Raw genomic sequence first — 14268 nt, forward strand, 5'->3', positions numbered from 1 at the left:
CCTTGCAAGCCGCGCGGCACCCTCGCGAAGCTCCTGACATCTGGTCGCAAGCGCGGCTTGATCGAATCCGGCCTGGCACAGTTCGTTGTATCGCTTACCGGTAGGGATCATGCATCGCATCGCATCGCCTCGCCGCCCCGGCCACGAGCTCCCGCGCCACGTGATGCTCCGGCAATCGTCAGGACCGAGGTTTCCCCTCCTGACCTCGTCATGCTATCGTCCCATTGCCAGACGACGGAGTTTTTGTGGCCGCCACGTTCGCGCGATCAGGCACGAGCGGCGATGCGGCCTCTAACCATACGCGCGCCAGGACGGGAAGCATGGAGATTGCCAAGGACAAGGTTGATGAAGCCATACTTGCATTGCTGTGGCTCAACCAGCAGGTAACCGGAGTGGCGTGGAAAGGCTTCGACTGGGCAGCGATGAACCGGCTTCACGAGCGCGGGCTCATTTCCGACCCCGCACGGCGACGCAAGTCGGTGTGGTTCACCGAGGAGGGTGATGCCGCTGCGGAAAAAGCGTTCAGATCGCTGTTCAGCTCTGGAAATTACGAAACTTCCGGGTCGGAAACGACGCCGTAGTCGAGGAAAGGCACCCAATGGCAGCTTTGGAGACCGAAAGCGAGGTCATCGCAGTGACCGGCTATGCGGCAGTGCGGCAGGCGTTCAACGACGTTCTTGACTTGTGTGTCGTCAAGCTGACGCAGGCTGATCGCAGGTTCGCGTGGGAGGTCCTCGATCTCGGCGGCCTCGATGAAGATGACACGGCGGCCATAGAAATGCTGAGCGACACCGCTTTGTTCTCGCGGCGCGACCCGCTGCGCGCGCGCCGCGCTATCGACCGGATCGCCGGCAAGCTGCCGGTCAAGCGCGATCCGCTCAAATCCGCGATCGCTGCGCGCCTGCCTGCAGCCATTTTCTCGATCTTTCGCGTGATCGGTGTCCACAAGGACGGGGGTGTACACGCACTGGATTTGCTGGATCGCCAGCGCCCCATCCATATCATGGATCATGCGCTAGCCCAGCAGGTACAGGTGATCGGCGAAGTGCTGATAGCGGGTCGCTTCGTGGACCTTGGCCCCTGGTATGTCGGCTTCGGGATCGTCGTTCCTTTGCGCAAAAGTGAAAGCCTTGCGATCATGCTCGCACTTTCCGCAAGTGATGGCGGTCCCGACGAGATCGAGGAGAAGCGTCACGATCTGCATGAACTGATTTACCAGTCGCACCTGATGGGTGAGGATCTGGTCATGCGCGCCGTTGAACCCATGATCTCCGGCATCGCGATGGGCATCGACATGGAAGAGGATTTCGACGCGGCGATGAAATCCCTGGCACCGGTCTTCCCTTTGCGGCGCGCCGGTGGGCAGGCCGACAACAAGAACGCCAACGACAGGTGAACCCGCTTGAGCAGCGATATCAGGGCCGAGCTCGAGAGGCTCAGCCACGCAGCGCTGATTGACCTCATTGACCGTCACGCCCGTGACGACGACCGCTTCAAGGCCTGGCTCGCGGCGCAGCTGGCTATCCAGACCTCGCTGAATGACGGTGCCGGGCTGGATCCAGCACCGTTCGAGGCCCGGATTGCCGCATTGCTCGCGCCACCGTTCGTGGGGTTCCGAGGAGGCTATCGGCACGATACCCTGTTCGAAGTCGACTACGCAGCACTCGATGAACTGGTTGCGCAGGCGAACACATTGCTTACCGCGAAAGACGGTGTCAGTGCGCTGGCGATCCTGATCCCTCTGGCGCGAGGGCTCGCCGAGGTCGCAGGCAATTGCGACGAGCGCGATAGCTGCTTCGAGGACCTGCTGGCGATTCTCAACGAGCGGATTGCGGTTGCCGTTCTTCTCGAGAGCGTCACCCGGGAGTCCTGCGACGATGCGTGCGACTCGCTCAGCCGCTGCCAGCACGAAATTGCCAAATACAGCGATAGCGGTGCATTCGAACTGGCCATCGCCGCCGCTTCGCGCCGATGGGATGACCCCGGCCTCGAGGATCTCCTGGCCGGTCGTGGCTCGACCTGGCCGCTGATCGGCAGCAGCGATGCCGATGAGGAGCGGCTTACCGCAGCCCGGCTGTCGGCGCTGGACGTGATGGATCGCCATCAGGAGTTCCTGCGTTTTTCATTCGCCGCGAAGCATTTCCCAGCGCATGCAGAAATGCTGGTACGCCTTGACCGGATCGAGGACGCCATAGACGTTGCCAGAACACATTTGCGCGCGCCCGAAGATGTTCTCGGACTTGCCAAGGCCGTGTGGGACACCGGGCGGTGTGACGCCGCGCTCGATCTTGGCGGCTGGGGCCTATCGATGCCGCCTGATCCCGATACGGCGGCCCACACAAGCGCTCACGCATGGCTGACGCTGTGTCGCTGGGTGCGAGATCGGGCGGCGCTCGCAGGTCAGCCCGCAAAGGCGCTGTCAGCCGCCATCGGCGCGTTTGAAACGAGCCTCGCCCGCGAGGATTTCAGGGCGGCTGCGAAAATCTGCGAGCCCCATCAGTGGAACACAGTGCGAGAAGAACTGCTCGGTCGCCTGATCGCCGCCGCTTACGCCGTCGACCGCATCGACATCCTGCTTGATGAAGGTAGGCTCGATGACGCGATCGCAAGCATCGAACACGCCAATCCACGATTGCATTATGCGCGCGACGAAGCGCTCGTCAGGCTAACCAATGCCGCGCTCAAGGCCCGCCCCGAATGGGCTGCCGGTTTTGCGGTGAAGATGGCATCCCCCATCATCGAGAGCGGGCGCTCGAGCCGATACGACCTTGCCGCTTTCTGGCTCGAGCGGGCTGCGTGCGGGTTCATCACGCTCGGCAGAACCGCCGAGTGGCATCACTATCTCGACGAGTTGATGAAGACGCATCAACGCAAGCACAGGCTAATGGGCTTTCTCAGATCCTTACGCTCGCGCTCGTGAAGCGCCGGGCGCCGAGCTACCCCCGTCGAGCGTGCGGATCAGACGTTGCTGCCCCGAAGTCAGGCATTGAAAAGTGCGCCGGCCATTGTCTGAAGACCAAGGTGTTTTGCGCCTCGCCCCAACCGATCTTGGCGTGCCCCATTCGGCGAATATTTCCTGCGCGACGATGTTTGTGTCCGGCGCCGGTACCATTGGCGGCGCGGGGGCCGTCAGGCAGAGGCGCATCACTGCCCTAGGGGCAATGGCGACAGGCGCATCGCGGGGTAGCGGGGCCTTACGCATTAGCGGGGCCTTACGCATTGAGGCGTGTCACCATCCGGTCGCGTCCGTCAATGTGGTGTAAAATCGGGTGTGGCCACTGGGCTGCATTTTCAGGCGGCCTTGGGTGTAATCTGTAGCGGCTGTGCCTCCTCGATCATTGGTGTGGCAAGGGCGGCCATGCCCTCGATCTGCATGTAGCGGTGCTGGAGCTGGTATTCGTCATTCTGCTCGAGCAGGACGGCGCCGACGAGGCGGATGATGCTGTCCTCGTTCGGGAAGATGCCGACCACATCGGCGCGGCGCTTCACTTCCTTGTTCAGGCGTTCCAGCGGATTGGTGCTGTGGAGCTTGACCCGGTGCTGCTCGGGGAAGGTCATGTAGGCGAGCACGTCGTGCTCGGCATCGTCCATGCAAGCGCCGAGCTTTGGCCAGCGGGCGCGCAACTGATCAGCGACCTGCCGCCAGACCTGCGTCGCAGCGGCATGGTCGGGCTGAAGGAAGACCTGACGGATTGCAGCGGCAACGACGGTATTCTGGCCCTTGGGCACATAGGCCAGGGCGTTGCGCATGAAGTGGACGCGGCAGCGCTGCCAGGTCGCGCCCATGACGCGGGTAATCGCCGCCTTGAGCCCCTCGTGGGCATCGGAGATGACCAGCTTCACGCCGGTCAGGCCGCGCCGGACGAGGTCCTTGAGGAAGCTCGACCAGAACGGCTCGGCTTCGGAAGGACCGATGTGCAGGCCGACGATCTCGCGCTTGCCCTCGGTGTTGACGGCCACAGCGATTATCGCGGCGACACTGACGATCCGCCCGCCCTCGCGCACCTTGAGATAGGTAGCATCGAGCCAGAGGTAGGGCCAGTCGCCGGCGAGCGGCCGCTTGAGGAAGGCGTGGACCCGCTCGTCGATGTCCTTGCACAGCTTGGATACCGAGGACTTGGAGATGCCAGTCATGCCCATCGCCTGCACCAGTTCATCGACGCGCCGGGTGCTGACGCCGGCGATCCATGCTTCCTGGATCACCGCGACCAGCGCCTTCTCGACGGTCTTCCTTGGCTCCAGAAAGCCGGGAAAGTAGGCGCCGGTCCGCAGTTTGGGGATCTTGAGATTGAGCGTGCCGAGCCGGGTGTCGAGACTGCGGTCGCGGTAGCCATTGCGCCAGGTCGTGCGATCGCCGGAACGCTCGTGCCGGCCGGCGCCGACCAAGCCATCGACGTCGGCCTCCATGATGATCTGTAATACGTTCTCGGCGATCGTGCGCAGGAAATCTCCATCTCCGGTCTTCGCCATCAGCTCGGCAAGCGGTAATCTATCGTCGGTCATCGGGATCAACTCCTCGGTGGGCGTGTGAAGTGTGGTAACTCCACCTTACCGATGAGCCCGGTGGCCACCGAGATCGAATTCGCATGGGTGGGGCATGCCCCACCCATGCGATCGCCTCAATCTACACCGGAAATTACACCACGAGCGCGGACGCTAACCACCATCCATCCCTCACCCTGCTCTTGCGGGCCCAGGTGGCATCAAATGGAGAAACCGTCGCGCAATATGTAGGTTTGGACGTTTCGCTGAAAGACACTTTCGCCTCCGTCCGCGAGGGCTGCCGACGGACCTGGCGCGGCAAATGCCCATCAGATCCTAAACTTTTGGCGGATGTGATCCGCAAACGCGCACCCGATGCCGCGAGGGTCGCATTTGAGACCGGCCCCCATCGACCTGGCACTATCACGAGCGCACAGCGGTCGGCATTCCGGCGATCGGTATCGATGTGCGTCAAGCCAAAAGGAGGCTGGATATGGCGCGCAACAAGACCGACGCGATCGATGCTGACGGTCTAGCTCATCTTGCCGAGGCCGCCTTTTGGTAAAGGCCTTTGACAGCATGCTCGTACGCACTCTGGCGGCCGGCCTCAGCCCGGAATGGTGGCCGGCTTCGCGTCGGAGTCCATGGCCGGCTTCAATTGGAATTCGCAGACGGTCGAGGGCGTGGAGGTTCGAGTGTTCTCCTGGGCACCAAGCTCTCATCCGCGGACGTCCACCGACGTCCGCGAAGAGGCTGAAATCCGCCACTTTTTGTGTTATGATCGTCCGCTCAAATCCGGGCGAATTCGGCACCAATCGGGAACAATGCGGGTATATCCGAGGGTATCGATCTTCGTCCTTTGCTAGGACGATACCCCCATGGCCACCCTTTTTGCTACGACCGTCGCCACAGCCAAACCGCGCGAGCGGGACTATAAGCTGTCTGACGGCGGCGGTCTCTATCTTCTTGTCCGACCCAATGGCACGAAACTCTGGCGCCTCAATTACCGCTATCTGGAAAAGCACCGTACGCTCGCGTTCGGGGCGTGGCCCGAGGTCAGCCTCGCTGATGCGCGCAATCGCCGCGAAGGTGCTCGGCGCCTGCTCGCTGCCGGGACCGACCCTTCGCATCAACAGAAAGTCGATGCCGCTCGTGCCCGCGTCGAGGAAAACGACACATTCAAGCTCGTGGCCGAGGAGTGGGTGGCGAAGAACGAGCGGGAAGGTTTGGCCGAGGTCACGCTCAGCAAACTGCGCTGGCTCCTGGACAAAGCCTACCCCCGGATCGGTAATCGTCCGGTGGCAAAGATCACTGCGCAAGAGGTTCTGGCCGTTCTGCGCGCCGTCGAGGCAACAGGTCGACATGAAAGCGCGCGGCGCATGCGCAGCGTGCTCAGCCGGGTCTTCCGTTACGCTATCGCGACGACGCGCGCCGAGCGCGACCCGGCAAGCGATCTCCGGGGCGCTTTGACGGTTCCAAAGGCCAAGCACCTTGCTGCGATCACCACCGAGGATCGAGCAGGAGACCTCATGCGCGCGATCGAGGGCTATTCCGGTCACAAGATCACGCTATTCGCCTTGAAGCTGTCAGCGCATCTATTCGTGCGTCCCGGTGAACTGCGACAGGCCGAGTGGGCGGAGTTCAACTTTGATCGCAGCGTCTGGAACATTCCCGCCGAGAAGATGAAGATGCGTCGGCCGCATCGCGTGCCCCTTTCGGCCCAGGTAGCAGGGCTGTTCGAGGAACTGTGGCAGCTCACAGGCCGCGGTCGCTACTGTTTTCCGTCTTTCCGGACCAGCCAGCGTCCGATGTCTGAGAACACCGTCAACGCGGCGCTCCGGGCTCTTGGCTTCGGCCAGGAGGAGATGACGGCGCATGGCTTCCGGGCGATGGCCGCGACCCTTCTCAATGAGACCGGGCAGTTCAATCCCGATGCGATCGAGCGTCAGCTGGCCCACATGGAAAACAATGGGGTGCGCCGCGCGTACACGCGCGGTGAATATTGGAACGAGCGGGTCGCGCTGATGCAGTTTTGGTCTGACGAGCTGGAACGTCTTCGCCTTGGAGCCAAGATCCTCGAGCCCCACTTTGCAGCGCGGAAGCGTCCAGGCGCGGACTGACATGACTAAGAGGTTTACCATAGATTATAACCTGAATGACTGACCGGCTGACGCCGGTAGGATCACGGGGCGGGGCTGAAGCCATCCTTGTGGGCATGTTCTTCGAGATACCGCATGATGATGTCATCGGTGATGATGTCATCGGTGATGTTGCCGGAGGTGGTCGAGAAATAGCCCCTTTGCCAGAGGCGCTGTCCCCAATACCGGAAGTGTCATGATTTCCGTGCGTGGGCGGGCATAATGGGTAAAAAGGGAGTCCCACTATGTCACGACGCAAAGAACCTGCCATACCGAATGAGCTTCTCGATCAGCTTTGGCGGCCGGCGCTGCCAGCGCTGCCTTCGAGCAGGGCGGTCTGCTCAATTCGCTGAAGAAGGCGCTGACAGAGCGTGCCCTGAATGCGGAGATGGATCACCACCTCGCTGGCGAAGAAGCCGCCGGCAAAGTGCGCAACGGCTATGGTCGGAAGACGGTGATAACCGACACTGGCAAGTTGGCGATCGACGTGCCGCGCGACCGCCAGTCGAGCTTCGACCCACAGTTGATCGCCAAGTATCAACGCCGCTTTCCTGGCTTCGACGACAAGATCGTGTCGATGTACGCGCGCGGCATGAGCACTTGCGAGATTACCAGGCATCTGCTGGCCGAAGTGGCAGGTGAACAGGTCGCTGCCGAGAACGCCAAGTCCGCCACCAAGGTCCAACGCGGCATCGTCCGGGATTCCTTTCTGGGACCAACGGGCGGGTCAATCGCGATAGCTGGGCGCAGCGCTGGATGGGTTTTCCGGCATCAACCTATACGGGCCGGGGCGGTGTCGGCAGCGCGGAACGCGCACAGCGGCTGGCGATGCGGCCTGCGAGCCTGAGGAGGTCGAGGATGACCCTGTCGATTCTGATGCGGAGGATACCCCCGTCGTCGAGGGTGAGGATGGGTTGCCGCAGGCGGCGTAACCCCGATTGATGGACCGGCGGCATGAGGAGTGTCGCCGGTTCTTCGTTGTGCTGCCGCACTTCGCTTCCGCTGCGCGTCGCGAGGTCGGGATGCGCCGCATCCCTCCGGCGGTCGCCGCGCTGGCTCGCGGCGGCGTTGAGCCTGATCGGCTCCAAGGTGACGGGGGCGTCGCTGCCCTGTAGCCCCGCCTCGGCGGGCCGCAACCCGTCCGCTTCGCTACCGGGTCTTCCACTTCGTTGCAGCCCTTCGCCACCCCATTGCGCAAGCGCAATGGGACCTCGTCGAGGGTGCCCCCGCCCCACCCGGCGGGGCTGTCGGTCCGCTCCTGCCGCTCCCCGCCACCCTGGCGCCGATCGATGGCGGTTGAGGAAAAGGAAGACGACAATGAGCAGGAGCGAACGCGGAAGCCTCTATGCGCAAGTCACCGCCAAGATCATCGCCGAACTGGAAGAGGGCCGGTTGCCATGGGTGCAGCCATGGGATGCCTCGCGGTGTCCCTGCGCCATGCCGCACAACGGGGTGACCGGAAGGCCGTATTCCGGAATAAACGTGCTGATCCTCTGGGCCGGAGGTGTGGGCGGGGGCTACAGTTCCCAGCACTGGCTTACCTACCGGCAGGCGGCCGCGGCGGGCGGCAACGTCCGTCGCGGTGAGAAGGGCACGGTCGTGTGTTATGCCGACCGCTTCATTCCCAAGGCCGAAGCCGAGCGAGCATCGAGCGAGGATCGAGTCGCAAGGACCGTCGCCTTCCTCAAGCGCTTTGTTGTGTTCAACGTCGATCAGTGCGAGGGGCTGGCGGATGACCTGACCGTAGCCGCGATCCTGCCCGATCCGGTCATGGCCATTGCCGAGGCCGACCGCGTCATTGCCGCATCGGGGGCGGATTTTCGGATCGGTGGGAGCGAGGCCTTCTATTCGCCGATGTACGACTATGTGCAGGTACCGCCGCAGGCCGCGTTCCATGATCCGGTGAACTGGTATCGCACTGCCCTGCACGAATTGGGGCATTTCGCCGGAGGCAAAGGGCGGCTGCAACGGGATCAAACCGGGCGGTTCGGTTCGACTTCCTACGCAAGGGAGGAACTGGTTGCCGAGATGACGGCGGCTTTTGCCTGCGCTGCGCTTGGTATCCAGCCCACGGTTCGCCACTCCGAGTACATCGGGGCATGGCTGGAGGTGCTGCGCGCCGACGACAAGGCGATCTTCCGCGCGGCAAGCGCCGCCAGCAAGGGCGCCGACTATCTCCTCAAGAGGACCGAGGGAGGCGCGCAAGGGCAACGCTGATCCCTCTGCGACAATCCGCGAGCGAGGCGTGGCGCGCTGATGTGGCCCCCCATGGAACGCCGGGCGCCCTAAGTACTCTCCACCCCGATAAACGCCGGAAGTGGCAAGGTTCGTCAAGCTCGGGGACGCCTGTGTCACCGCGCGCCACGCGAAGCATCATGGGGTCGGCGAGGACGAACTGACCTCGCTCGTTACCCGCCTCAAGGAACTGGGACAGGCATGCACATCGTCGGCGCCTCGCGCTTTGCAACGCTCGTGGCCGCTGCGGAACTTCCGGTCCAGTCCTGATGCTTCATCGATCCCGGTGCCCCGGACGGAAGCCATCTTCCCCTATCATCCAACATGAAGCCCCGCATCAACAGGAAGGGGGCCGGCGTACTCGCTGGCCCTTTTCGGGTTTCCCGCGCTCCAGATCGAACCGGCGTTCTCAGCGAACATCGATGGTGCCCGCCGAATCGAGAATTCGGCGGGCGCATTCGCAGGCTCACGCGAAGGCCGGACGCACGCCCGAGGGCGTTTTGTAATGCACCTCACGCACGGGTGCTGCTTCGCATAACAGGCTGATATTGCGAGGTTATGTCGCGGCACAGAGCGGCTGCCAATCTGGCACAGATCGTCTTCCGCGGCAGCCAGAGCAGCACGTCGATCACCTCAAGCCCCTGTCTTCGCTTGGCATTTTTCGACTGCCGGTGGCAGTTCGTGGCAGTCGGATGTCGGACATGTCAGCCAGCGATTTACGCAGGCTGGCGGACAACGTAGAACAGTGTCGCTTCACCACGCACTGGGGTCCGAACAAGGACTTTCCATGGCACGAATATCCCTGCGTCTCGAAGACAGCCTGCACGATCAGTTGCTCCGGCAGGCTCGCCGCTACAATATCACCCTCTCCGATCTCGTGCGCCCCACGCTCGAGCGTCTGGCGTATCCTGGCCGGGTTTCCGATGCCGCCAGCCAGCAGGCGCAGCTCGGCATCATGGCCTGCACGCTTTCGCTCCTCCTGCTCGACATAGAGGCACGCGCACCGCATCTCCTGGAACCGGGTACCCAAGCCGCCCGCGATCTCTTCCGCGGTTGGGGGCTTCCCGAGGAACTGCTCAGCCATATCCTTGCGGGATTGGAGCATCGTCATGGCGCATAGGCCGAGCCCGCCCAAGGACAACGCCGGCTCCCACACGCAGGCAGCAAACCCGGGGACCCCGGCGCACGAACTGCCGATGGAGCCGCTCACGGTCCGCATCCCCACCGCGGTGAAGCTTACCGGTATCGGACGCTCTCGTCTCTACGAGCTCATCGCTTCCGGAGACCTCGAGATCGTGAAGATCGGGTCCATGACCCTCATACCCGTCAGCAGCCTGCGCGCGCTCATCGGGAGAGCGCGGGGCGGCGAGACCCATCATGACCTGCGATGAAGATTGGTCGATGCCGGGCGTCCGGGAGCAAGCGTCGCCCGCCGAACGACAGCATGACCTGCTGACCGCCGACTTCATGGCATCCGGTATCGATACGCGCCGGTTCGGGTTCTATGATCAGTCGGCGTTCCTTGCTCGGGAGAGTGCCAACACTTCCTATGTCGACCACTACGGGGAATGGGTCATGACGCGCCCGATCTCCGCGGAGTACGAGGCCCATGTCAGGGTGACAGTCCCGAAGCTGACATGTCTGCTCGCGAAGGCGTTCGCCAGTTACGATGCGCGGGGCCGGTGTGTTGCCGCATCCTGCATGATGACCCGCATGCTCGATCGCCTCGGGGTCTGGAGTTTCGGTGTCTGTGGGTCGGTAATCCTTGAGGCCCCCGCGCTCGGATTGCGGCGGGAGATGCAGACGATTGCCCTGAAGCCCGGGCCACTCAAAATTGCAGGGCATGCCTGGACCTGTGCGCCGCCCTTCCTCGTCGTCGATCCATCCCTCGCGCTTCAGCACTGCGATCCGGCGTTCGCCCGCCTCCTACCTGAGACTGTTCTGGCCGAAGCCTCTGCTCGCCGATTTTATCCCTCTGTGGAGGACTGCGTGAGTGAACCGGTCAGGGCGCTTTTCGCATCGGCGGAGGGCTGGAGAGATCCCTGCCTTCATCATCGACTGGACCCGGGTCTGGCAGGCCTCTGGCGAACGTTCCCGGCACGGGAATTCGCGGCGTCCGGGTTGCGGATGCGCTTCGTTCCGGTCGCCATCCGGCAACCTGCTCAAAGTCTGGCCCATATCGAGCTGGATGCGGAAGGTCGCACCGGAATGACGGTCTGGAACAGCGTCGTCGCGCCCGCCTTCGGCATGGCGCCGCTGTCCTACGAATGGTGATAACCGCGCCATATGCAGCTTGCCCGACAGCACCGGTGGCGCTTGGGCAAGGTCGTGTCAGCCCCAATGATAAGTTCGTTTTCTGGGCAGCTGGGGGCATTGCGTCAAGCGCCGCGTCGATGACGAGCAAGGCGTCGCGCAGACAGTTCTGCACGGCCGAGACAGGGATCGCCAGCCTCCTGCCAATCTCTTCGTAGGCAAGCTCGTCCACGCGGTGGAGCAGGAACACGCTCCGCGTTAATGGCGGGAGCTTGTCCACCGCCTCCCTGTAAACAGCTCGGCACACGGCGCAGATTTGTGCGTCGGTGGTTCGCCTACGACGCACGGCATAGCTTCCCACTGGCGGGCATCGGAAGCTCCAGCTCCATGCTGCAGTGTGCGGCCACCAACTCGTGGAGGATTTTGGTGCGATCCATCGCCCACGCCAGTTCCTCCCAACTAATGCGGTAGCGGCGCCCATAGCGCACCTCGACATAGGCACGGCGGATGCAGCCGAAGGTGCGCCGCTCGAACGGCGTCTCGCGCGGCCATGCCTCCCGCAAACTGCCCACCAGCATTTCCGCGCTCTCGCGCAGTTCGTCCAGCGCGTGGGTGCGGGGTCCGTGCAGCGTGAGCGACCACAATAGGCACTGATAGGAATGCTCGCACGCTTGATGCAGGAGCAACGCAGCCATCGGCGTGTTGTCCTGCCGTTGATAGAAGGCAGCGCCGTTCAGGAAGTCGGTGGCACGCGCGTACCAATGGGCGTACTCCGCGCGTCCCGCGGCAATCCGATCCATAGCGGGCATTCTGCGCGGCGATTGAAGCCGCAAACCCTCGGCTTGGTACAGGGCGATCCCCAGAGTGGCGATGCTAATGAAATGCGGCACGCCCTCGGAAAGAGCAGCGTTGATCCGCTCCAGACTTTCGACATCGAGGCGCACCGGACGGGTGATCTCGCCGAGCTCCCATGCGCGTCGCAATCTGTCGCGCACGTGCCGCCAGTCGCGATCGCTGCGCGCCAGCCGAGGGTAATTGACGATCACCAGCAAGCGGAATGCTTCTCCCGGCGCGACCTCACCCCAATCCGTCCCCGCATGGGGGCCGTGGAGGACCAGCGCGAGGACGCGGCCGGCCCTGAAATGTTTGGAGCATCGGCCTTTAGTTGTTTCTTCGAATTCCTCAAACAGGATCGTGGCGACGCGAAGAAGCTCCTTGTGGACCGGAGCGGGTATGTGATCGGCGTCGCCGCGCAACATCATGCCAATTTCCCCTAACAGCTGCGCTGGGGCCACGTTAGGCACGAAGAACTAATCGCTTCATCCACGCGGTCCAGCGGGGCACGATCAGGTGGAGTGATCGCGGTAGGTACTAAGCTTACCCTATAGACGCCGTGCATTGGGACAGAGACCAATGCACAGCGCGATGTGCTGAACTGCGAATCATCGGAGACCAAGCGTGTCATCAGGCTGCCTTCCTTGAGCCACCCGGAAAGAGCCGCGGGCTGCGCCGCAGCATAACCGGCACCGCTTATAGCACTGCAGAAGGAAAAGCGCAATAAGCGGTGCCGGTTATTGCACTTCCAGTTGAACCGGCCTCATCCCGAGTTACGACGACTGCATGGGAAGACCGCCGCTCAACTTGAAATCAACCAATCTTCGTTTGCCTGTCGGATTGGGAGAACGGATCGACAAGCTAGTCGGTCGGCAGAGGCGTGCTGCCTTCATTCGGGATGTTCTTGAACGCGAGGTCGCGCGATTGGAATCGGCGCAAAGCAAGAACGGATAACACGAAAGGTCCCGGCGAAGAGCTACAAAACGTTAGTGTCGGACACGTTACACTTGGGTGCGTTCGGAAAATCCGCCGAGATACTATTCCTGATGGCAGTATTATGGTCTGTTTGAAATCAAACAGTGTTGCCGCAAATTGGCTCCCTTGCGGCAGTAAGACTGGAACAGTTGTGTACTTGGCGCCCAGCCTCTCAACCATATCCTGTTGGTGATCCTCGCTGACCAGGGGGTGAGCGTAGATCATCAGCGTCACGTCAAACGAACTGTGCTCTGATAGCGCTGCCATGTCCGGCATGGGTATGCCCCCGTGCACGCAGCGAGGGCCCATCCCGACTCGCCCCGGCCGCTCAATTACGGTCGCCGGTCTTAAACAGGGGTGTTTCAATGAAATATATCGTTATCGCGGCGCTCGCGCTGCTGTCGGGCTGTACATCAACGCAAACGGTGCTGAGCCAGCCGCCGCGCGAATTAGTGAATTCGACCAAGTCGCAGGCCGAAGTGGCTTTCTGTATCGCGAACAAGAACAAAGTGCCCGCCCTCGACGCGCCGGACGGCGCCAAGGTCATCCAGATCAAGAACGGCTACGGGGCGGTGGGCATGATTTTTAGCGTCTACGCTGACGGCGCCGGGGGCCGCATCGAGGTGCGCAAGCCGATCGGTGTCAGCCTGACTGCCCACCGTCTGTGCTACTGACGATACCGGGAGGGCAAAAAATCAGTGTCGCGTTTGAAATTAGGTCAACCTACTGTTGAAATAGGTACGGGCATCCCGTACATAATCCCCATGCATACGGTCGTCGAAACTCCTACCTATCTGGCGGCGGCCAAGAAGGCGGGCGTCTCAGATGCCGAGCGAGATATCATCATCGCCCACGTGGCCGCCAATCCAGAAGATGGCGACATGACCGACGATCAGCCGGTGTTCCTGATCACTATGCTGTCGAAGGGAAACGCGGAAAACTTGACGGCGGAACAGAAGAAGGCGGCAAAATCTGCGGCCAAAGATATTAAGAAAGGCGAATGAAGATGGACGACGAAGACTTCCAGGGCATCATCTCTGGCCTGAATGACGTGAAGGATTACGTCCAGGGCAAGCGGGAGGGTTTCGTGGTCCATCAGGGCGTGGACGTTAAGGCGATCTGCAAGGCCGCCCACAAGACGCAGCGCCAGTTCGCGGAAACCTACCACCTTCCTGTCGGCACCGTGCGCGATTGGGAACAGAACCGCAGCCAGCCCGACGCCCCGGCGCGCGTCCTCCTCTCTCTCATCGAGCGCGAGCCGAAAACGATCGAACGGATTATCGCGAAGGTGCAGGCATGATCGTTACCAAGCAGGGCGAGATGAGGAAAAGCCACACAAGCGTTCTGGAAA

The 14268-nt window shown here is 62.3% G+C and carries 14 protein-coding genes and 3 pseudogenes; 14 read left to right on the forward strand and 3 right to left on the reverse strand.

Going from position 1 to position 14268, the window contains the following annotated elements:
* Positions 1-320: 320 nt before the first annotated feature.
* The 3 genes from KZO24_RS13160 to KZO24_RS13170 are packed head-to-tail and all read left to right on the forward strand — an operon-like array spanning position 321 to position 2920.
* Complete coding sequence (locus tag KZO24_RS13160; protein ID WP_211150513.1) at positions 321-581, forward strand: DUF6429 family protein; 261 nt, start codon at positions 321-323, stop codon at positions 579-581.
* A gap of 17 nt (positions 582-598) precedes the next feature.
* Positions 599-1396, forward strand: coding sequence for a hypothetical protein (locus tag KZO24_RS13165; protein ID WP_211150514.1), 798 nt, complete (start codon positions 599-601; stop codon positions 1394-1396).
* A 6-nt stretch (positions 1397-1402) separates the two neighbouring features.
* Positions 1403-2920, forward strand: a complete 1518-nt coding sequence (locus KZO24_RS13170) for a hypothetical protein (RefSeq protein ID WP_486486344.1) — start codon at positions 1403-1405, stop codon at positions 2918-2920.
* 371 nt (positions 2921-3291) lie between these two features.
* Here the strand turns inward: KZO24_RS13170 and KZO24_RS13175 are convergent, their stop codons facing one another.
* A complete protein-coding gene (locus KZO24_RS13175; protein ID WP_059150834.1) occupies positions 3292-4503 on the reverse strand; it encodes an IS256 family transposase in 1212 nt (403 codons plus the stop codon).
* 194 nt (positions 4504-4697) lie between these two features.
* Here KZO24_RS13175 and KZO24_RS13180 point away from each other — a divergent pair.
* From KZO24_RS13180 to KZO24_RS13215, 8 genes and pseudogenes are all read left to right on the forward strand, one after another.
* Positions 4698-5094: pseudogene (locus tag KZO24_RS13180) on the forward strand (IS110 family transposase); the annotation flags it as partial.
* A gap of 266 nt (positions 5095-5360) precedes the next feature.
* Positions 5361-6602 (forward strand): tyrosine-type recombinase/integrase, encoded by a 1242-nt coding sequence (locus KZO24_RS13185; RefSeq protein ID WP_486486345.1) that lies wholly within the window; start codon positions 5361-5363, stop codon positions 6600-6602.
* Positions 6603-6637: 35 nt separating this feature from the next.
* Complete coding sequence (locus KZO24_RS13190) at positions 6638-6820, forward strand: hypothetical protein (protein ID WP_486486346.1); 183 nt, start codon at positions 6638-6640, stop codon at positions 6818-6820.
* A gap of 45 nt (positions 6821-6865) precedes the next feature.
* Positions 6866-7296: pseudogene (locus tag KZO24_RS13195) on the forward strand (transposase); the annotation flags it as partial.
* A 641-nt stretch (positions 7297-7937) separates the two neighbouring features.
* Entirely contained in the window at positions 7938-8837 is a 900-nt protein-coding gene (locus KZO24_RS13200; protein ID WP_486486347.1) for an ArdC family protein, read from the forward strand.
* A gap of 805 nt (positions 8838-9642) precedes the next feature.
* Positions 9643-9975 carry a CopG family transcriptional regulator gene (locus tag KZO24_RS13205; protein ID WP_486486348.1) on the forward strand — a complete coding sequence of 111 codons (333 nt, stop codon included), beginning with the start codon at positions 9643-9645 and terminating at the stop codon, positions 9973-9975.
* A 76-nt stretch (positions 9976-10051) separates the two neighbouring features.
* Positions 10052-10246 (forward strand): helix-turn-helix domain-containing protein, encoded by a 195-nt coding sequence (locus KZO24_RS13210; RefSeq protein ID WP_486486349.1) that lies wholly within the window; start codon positions 10052-10054, stop codon positions 10244-10246.
* Positions 10233-11129, forward strand: a complete 897-nt coding sequence (locus KZO24_RS13215; protein WP_486487208.1) for a hypothetical protein — start codon at positions 10233-10235, stop codon at positions 11127-11129. Before KZO24_RS13210 ends, KZO24_RS13215 begins: the two co-directional genes overlap by 14 nt.
* Positions 11130-11316: 187 nt before the next feature.
* Here KZO24_RS13215 and KZO24_RS13220 read toward each other — a convergent pair.
* Both KZO24_RS13220 and KZO24_RS13225 read right to left on the reverse strand, forming a co-directional pair.
* Positions 11317-11469, reverse strand: a pseudogene (locus tag KZO24_RS13220) (sigma factor-like helix-turn-helix DNA-binding protein); the annotation flags it as partial.
* The gene (locus tag KZO24_RS13225) at positions 11444-12370 is read right to left on the reverse strand and encodes a HEPN domain-containing protein (protein WP_486486350.1); all 927 of its coding nucleotides are present in this window, start codon (positions 12368-12370) and stop codon (positions 11444-11446) included. The pseudogene KZO24_RS13220 and the gene KZO24_RS13225, both read right to left, overlap by 26 nt.
* 912 nt (positions 12371-13282) lie before the next feature.
* Here KZO24_RS13225 and KZO24_RS13230 point away from each other — a divergent pair.
* The 3 genes from KZO24_RS13230 (at position 13283) to KZO24_RS13240 (ending at position 14217) form a co-directional block, all read left to right on the forward strand.
* On the forward strand, positions 13283-13591 hold the full coding sequence (locus KZO24_RS13230; RefSeq protein ID WP_486486351.1) for a hypothetical protein: 309 nt from the start codon (positions 13283-13285) through the stop codon (positions 13589-13591).
* A gap of 90 nt (positions 13592-13681) precedes the next feature.
* Entirely contained in the window at positions 13682-13921 is a 240-nt protein-coding gene (locus tag KZO24_RS13235; protein ID WP_486486352.1) for a hypothetical protein, read from the forward strand.
* Positions 13922-13923: 2 nt separating this feature from the next.
* The gene (locus tag KZO24_RS13240; protein WP_486486353.1) at positions 13924-14217 is read left to right on the forward strand and encodes a helix-turn-helix domain-containing protein; all 294 of its coding nucleotides are present in this window, start codon (positions 13924-13926) and stop codon (positions 14215-14217) included.
* The last annotated feature ends 51 nt before the right edge of the window (positions 14218-14268 follow it).

The sequence above is a fragment of the Novosphingobium sp. NFX11 genome, from assembly GCF_057376415.1.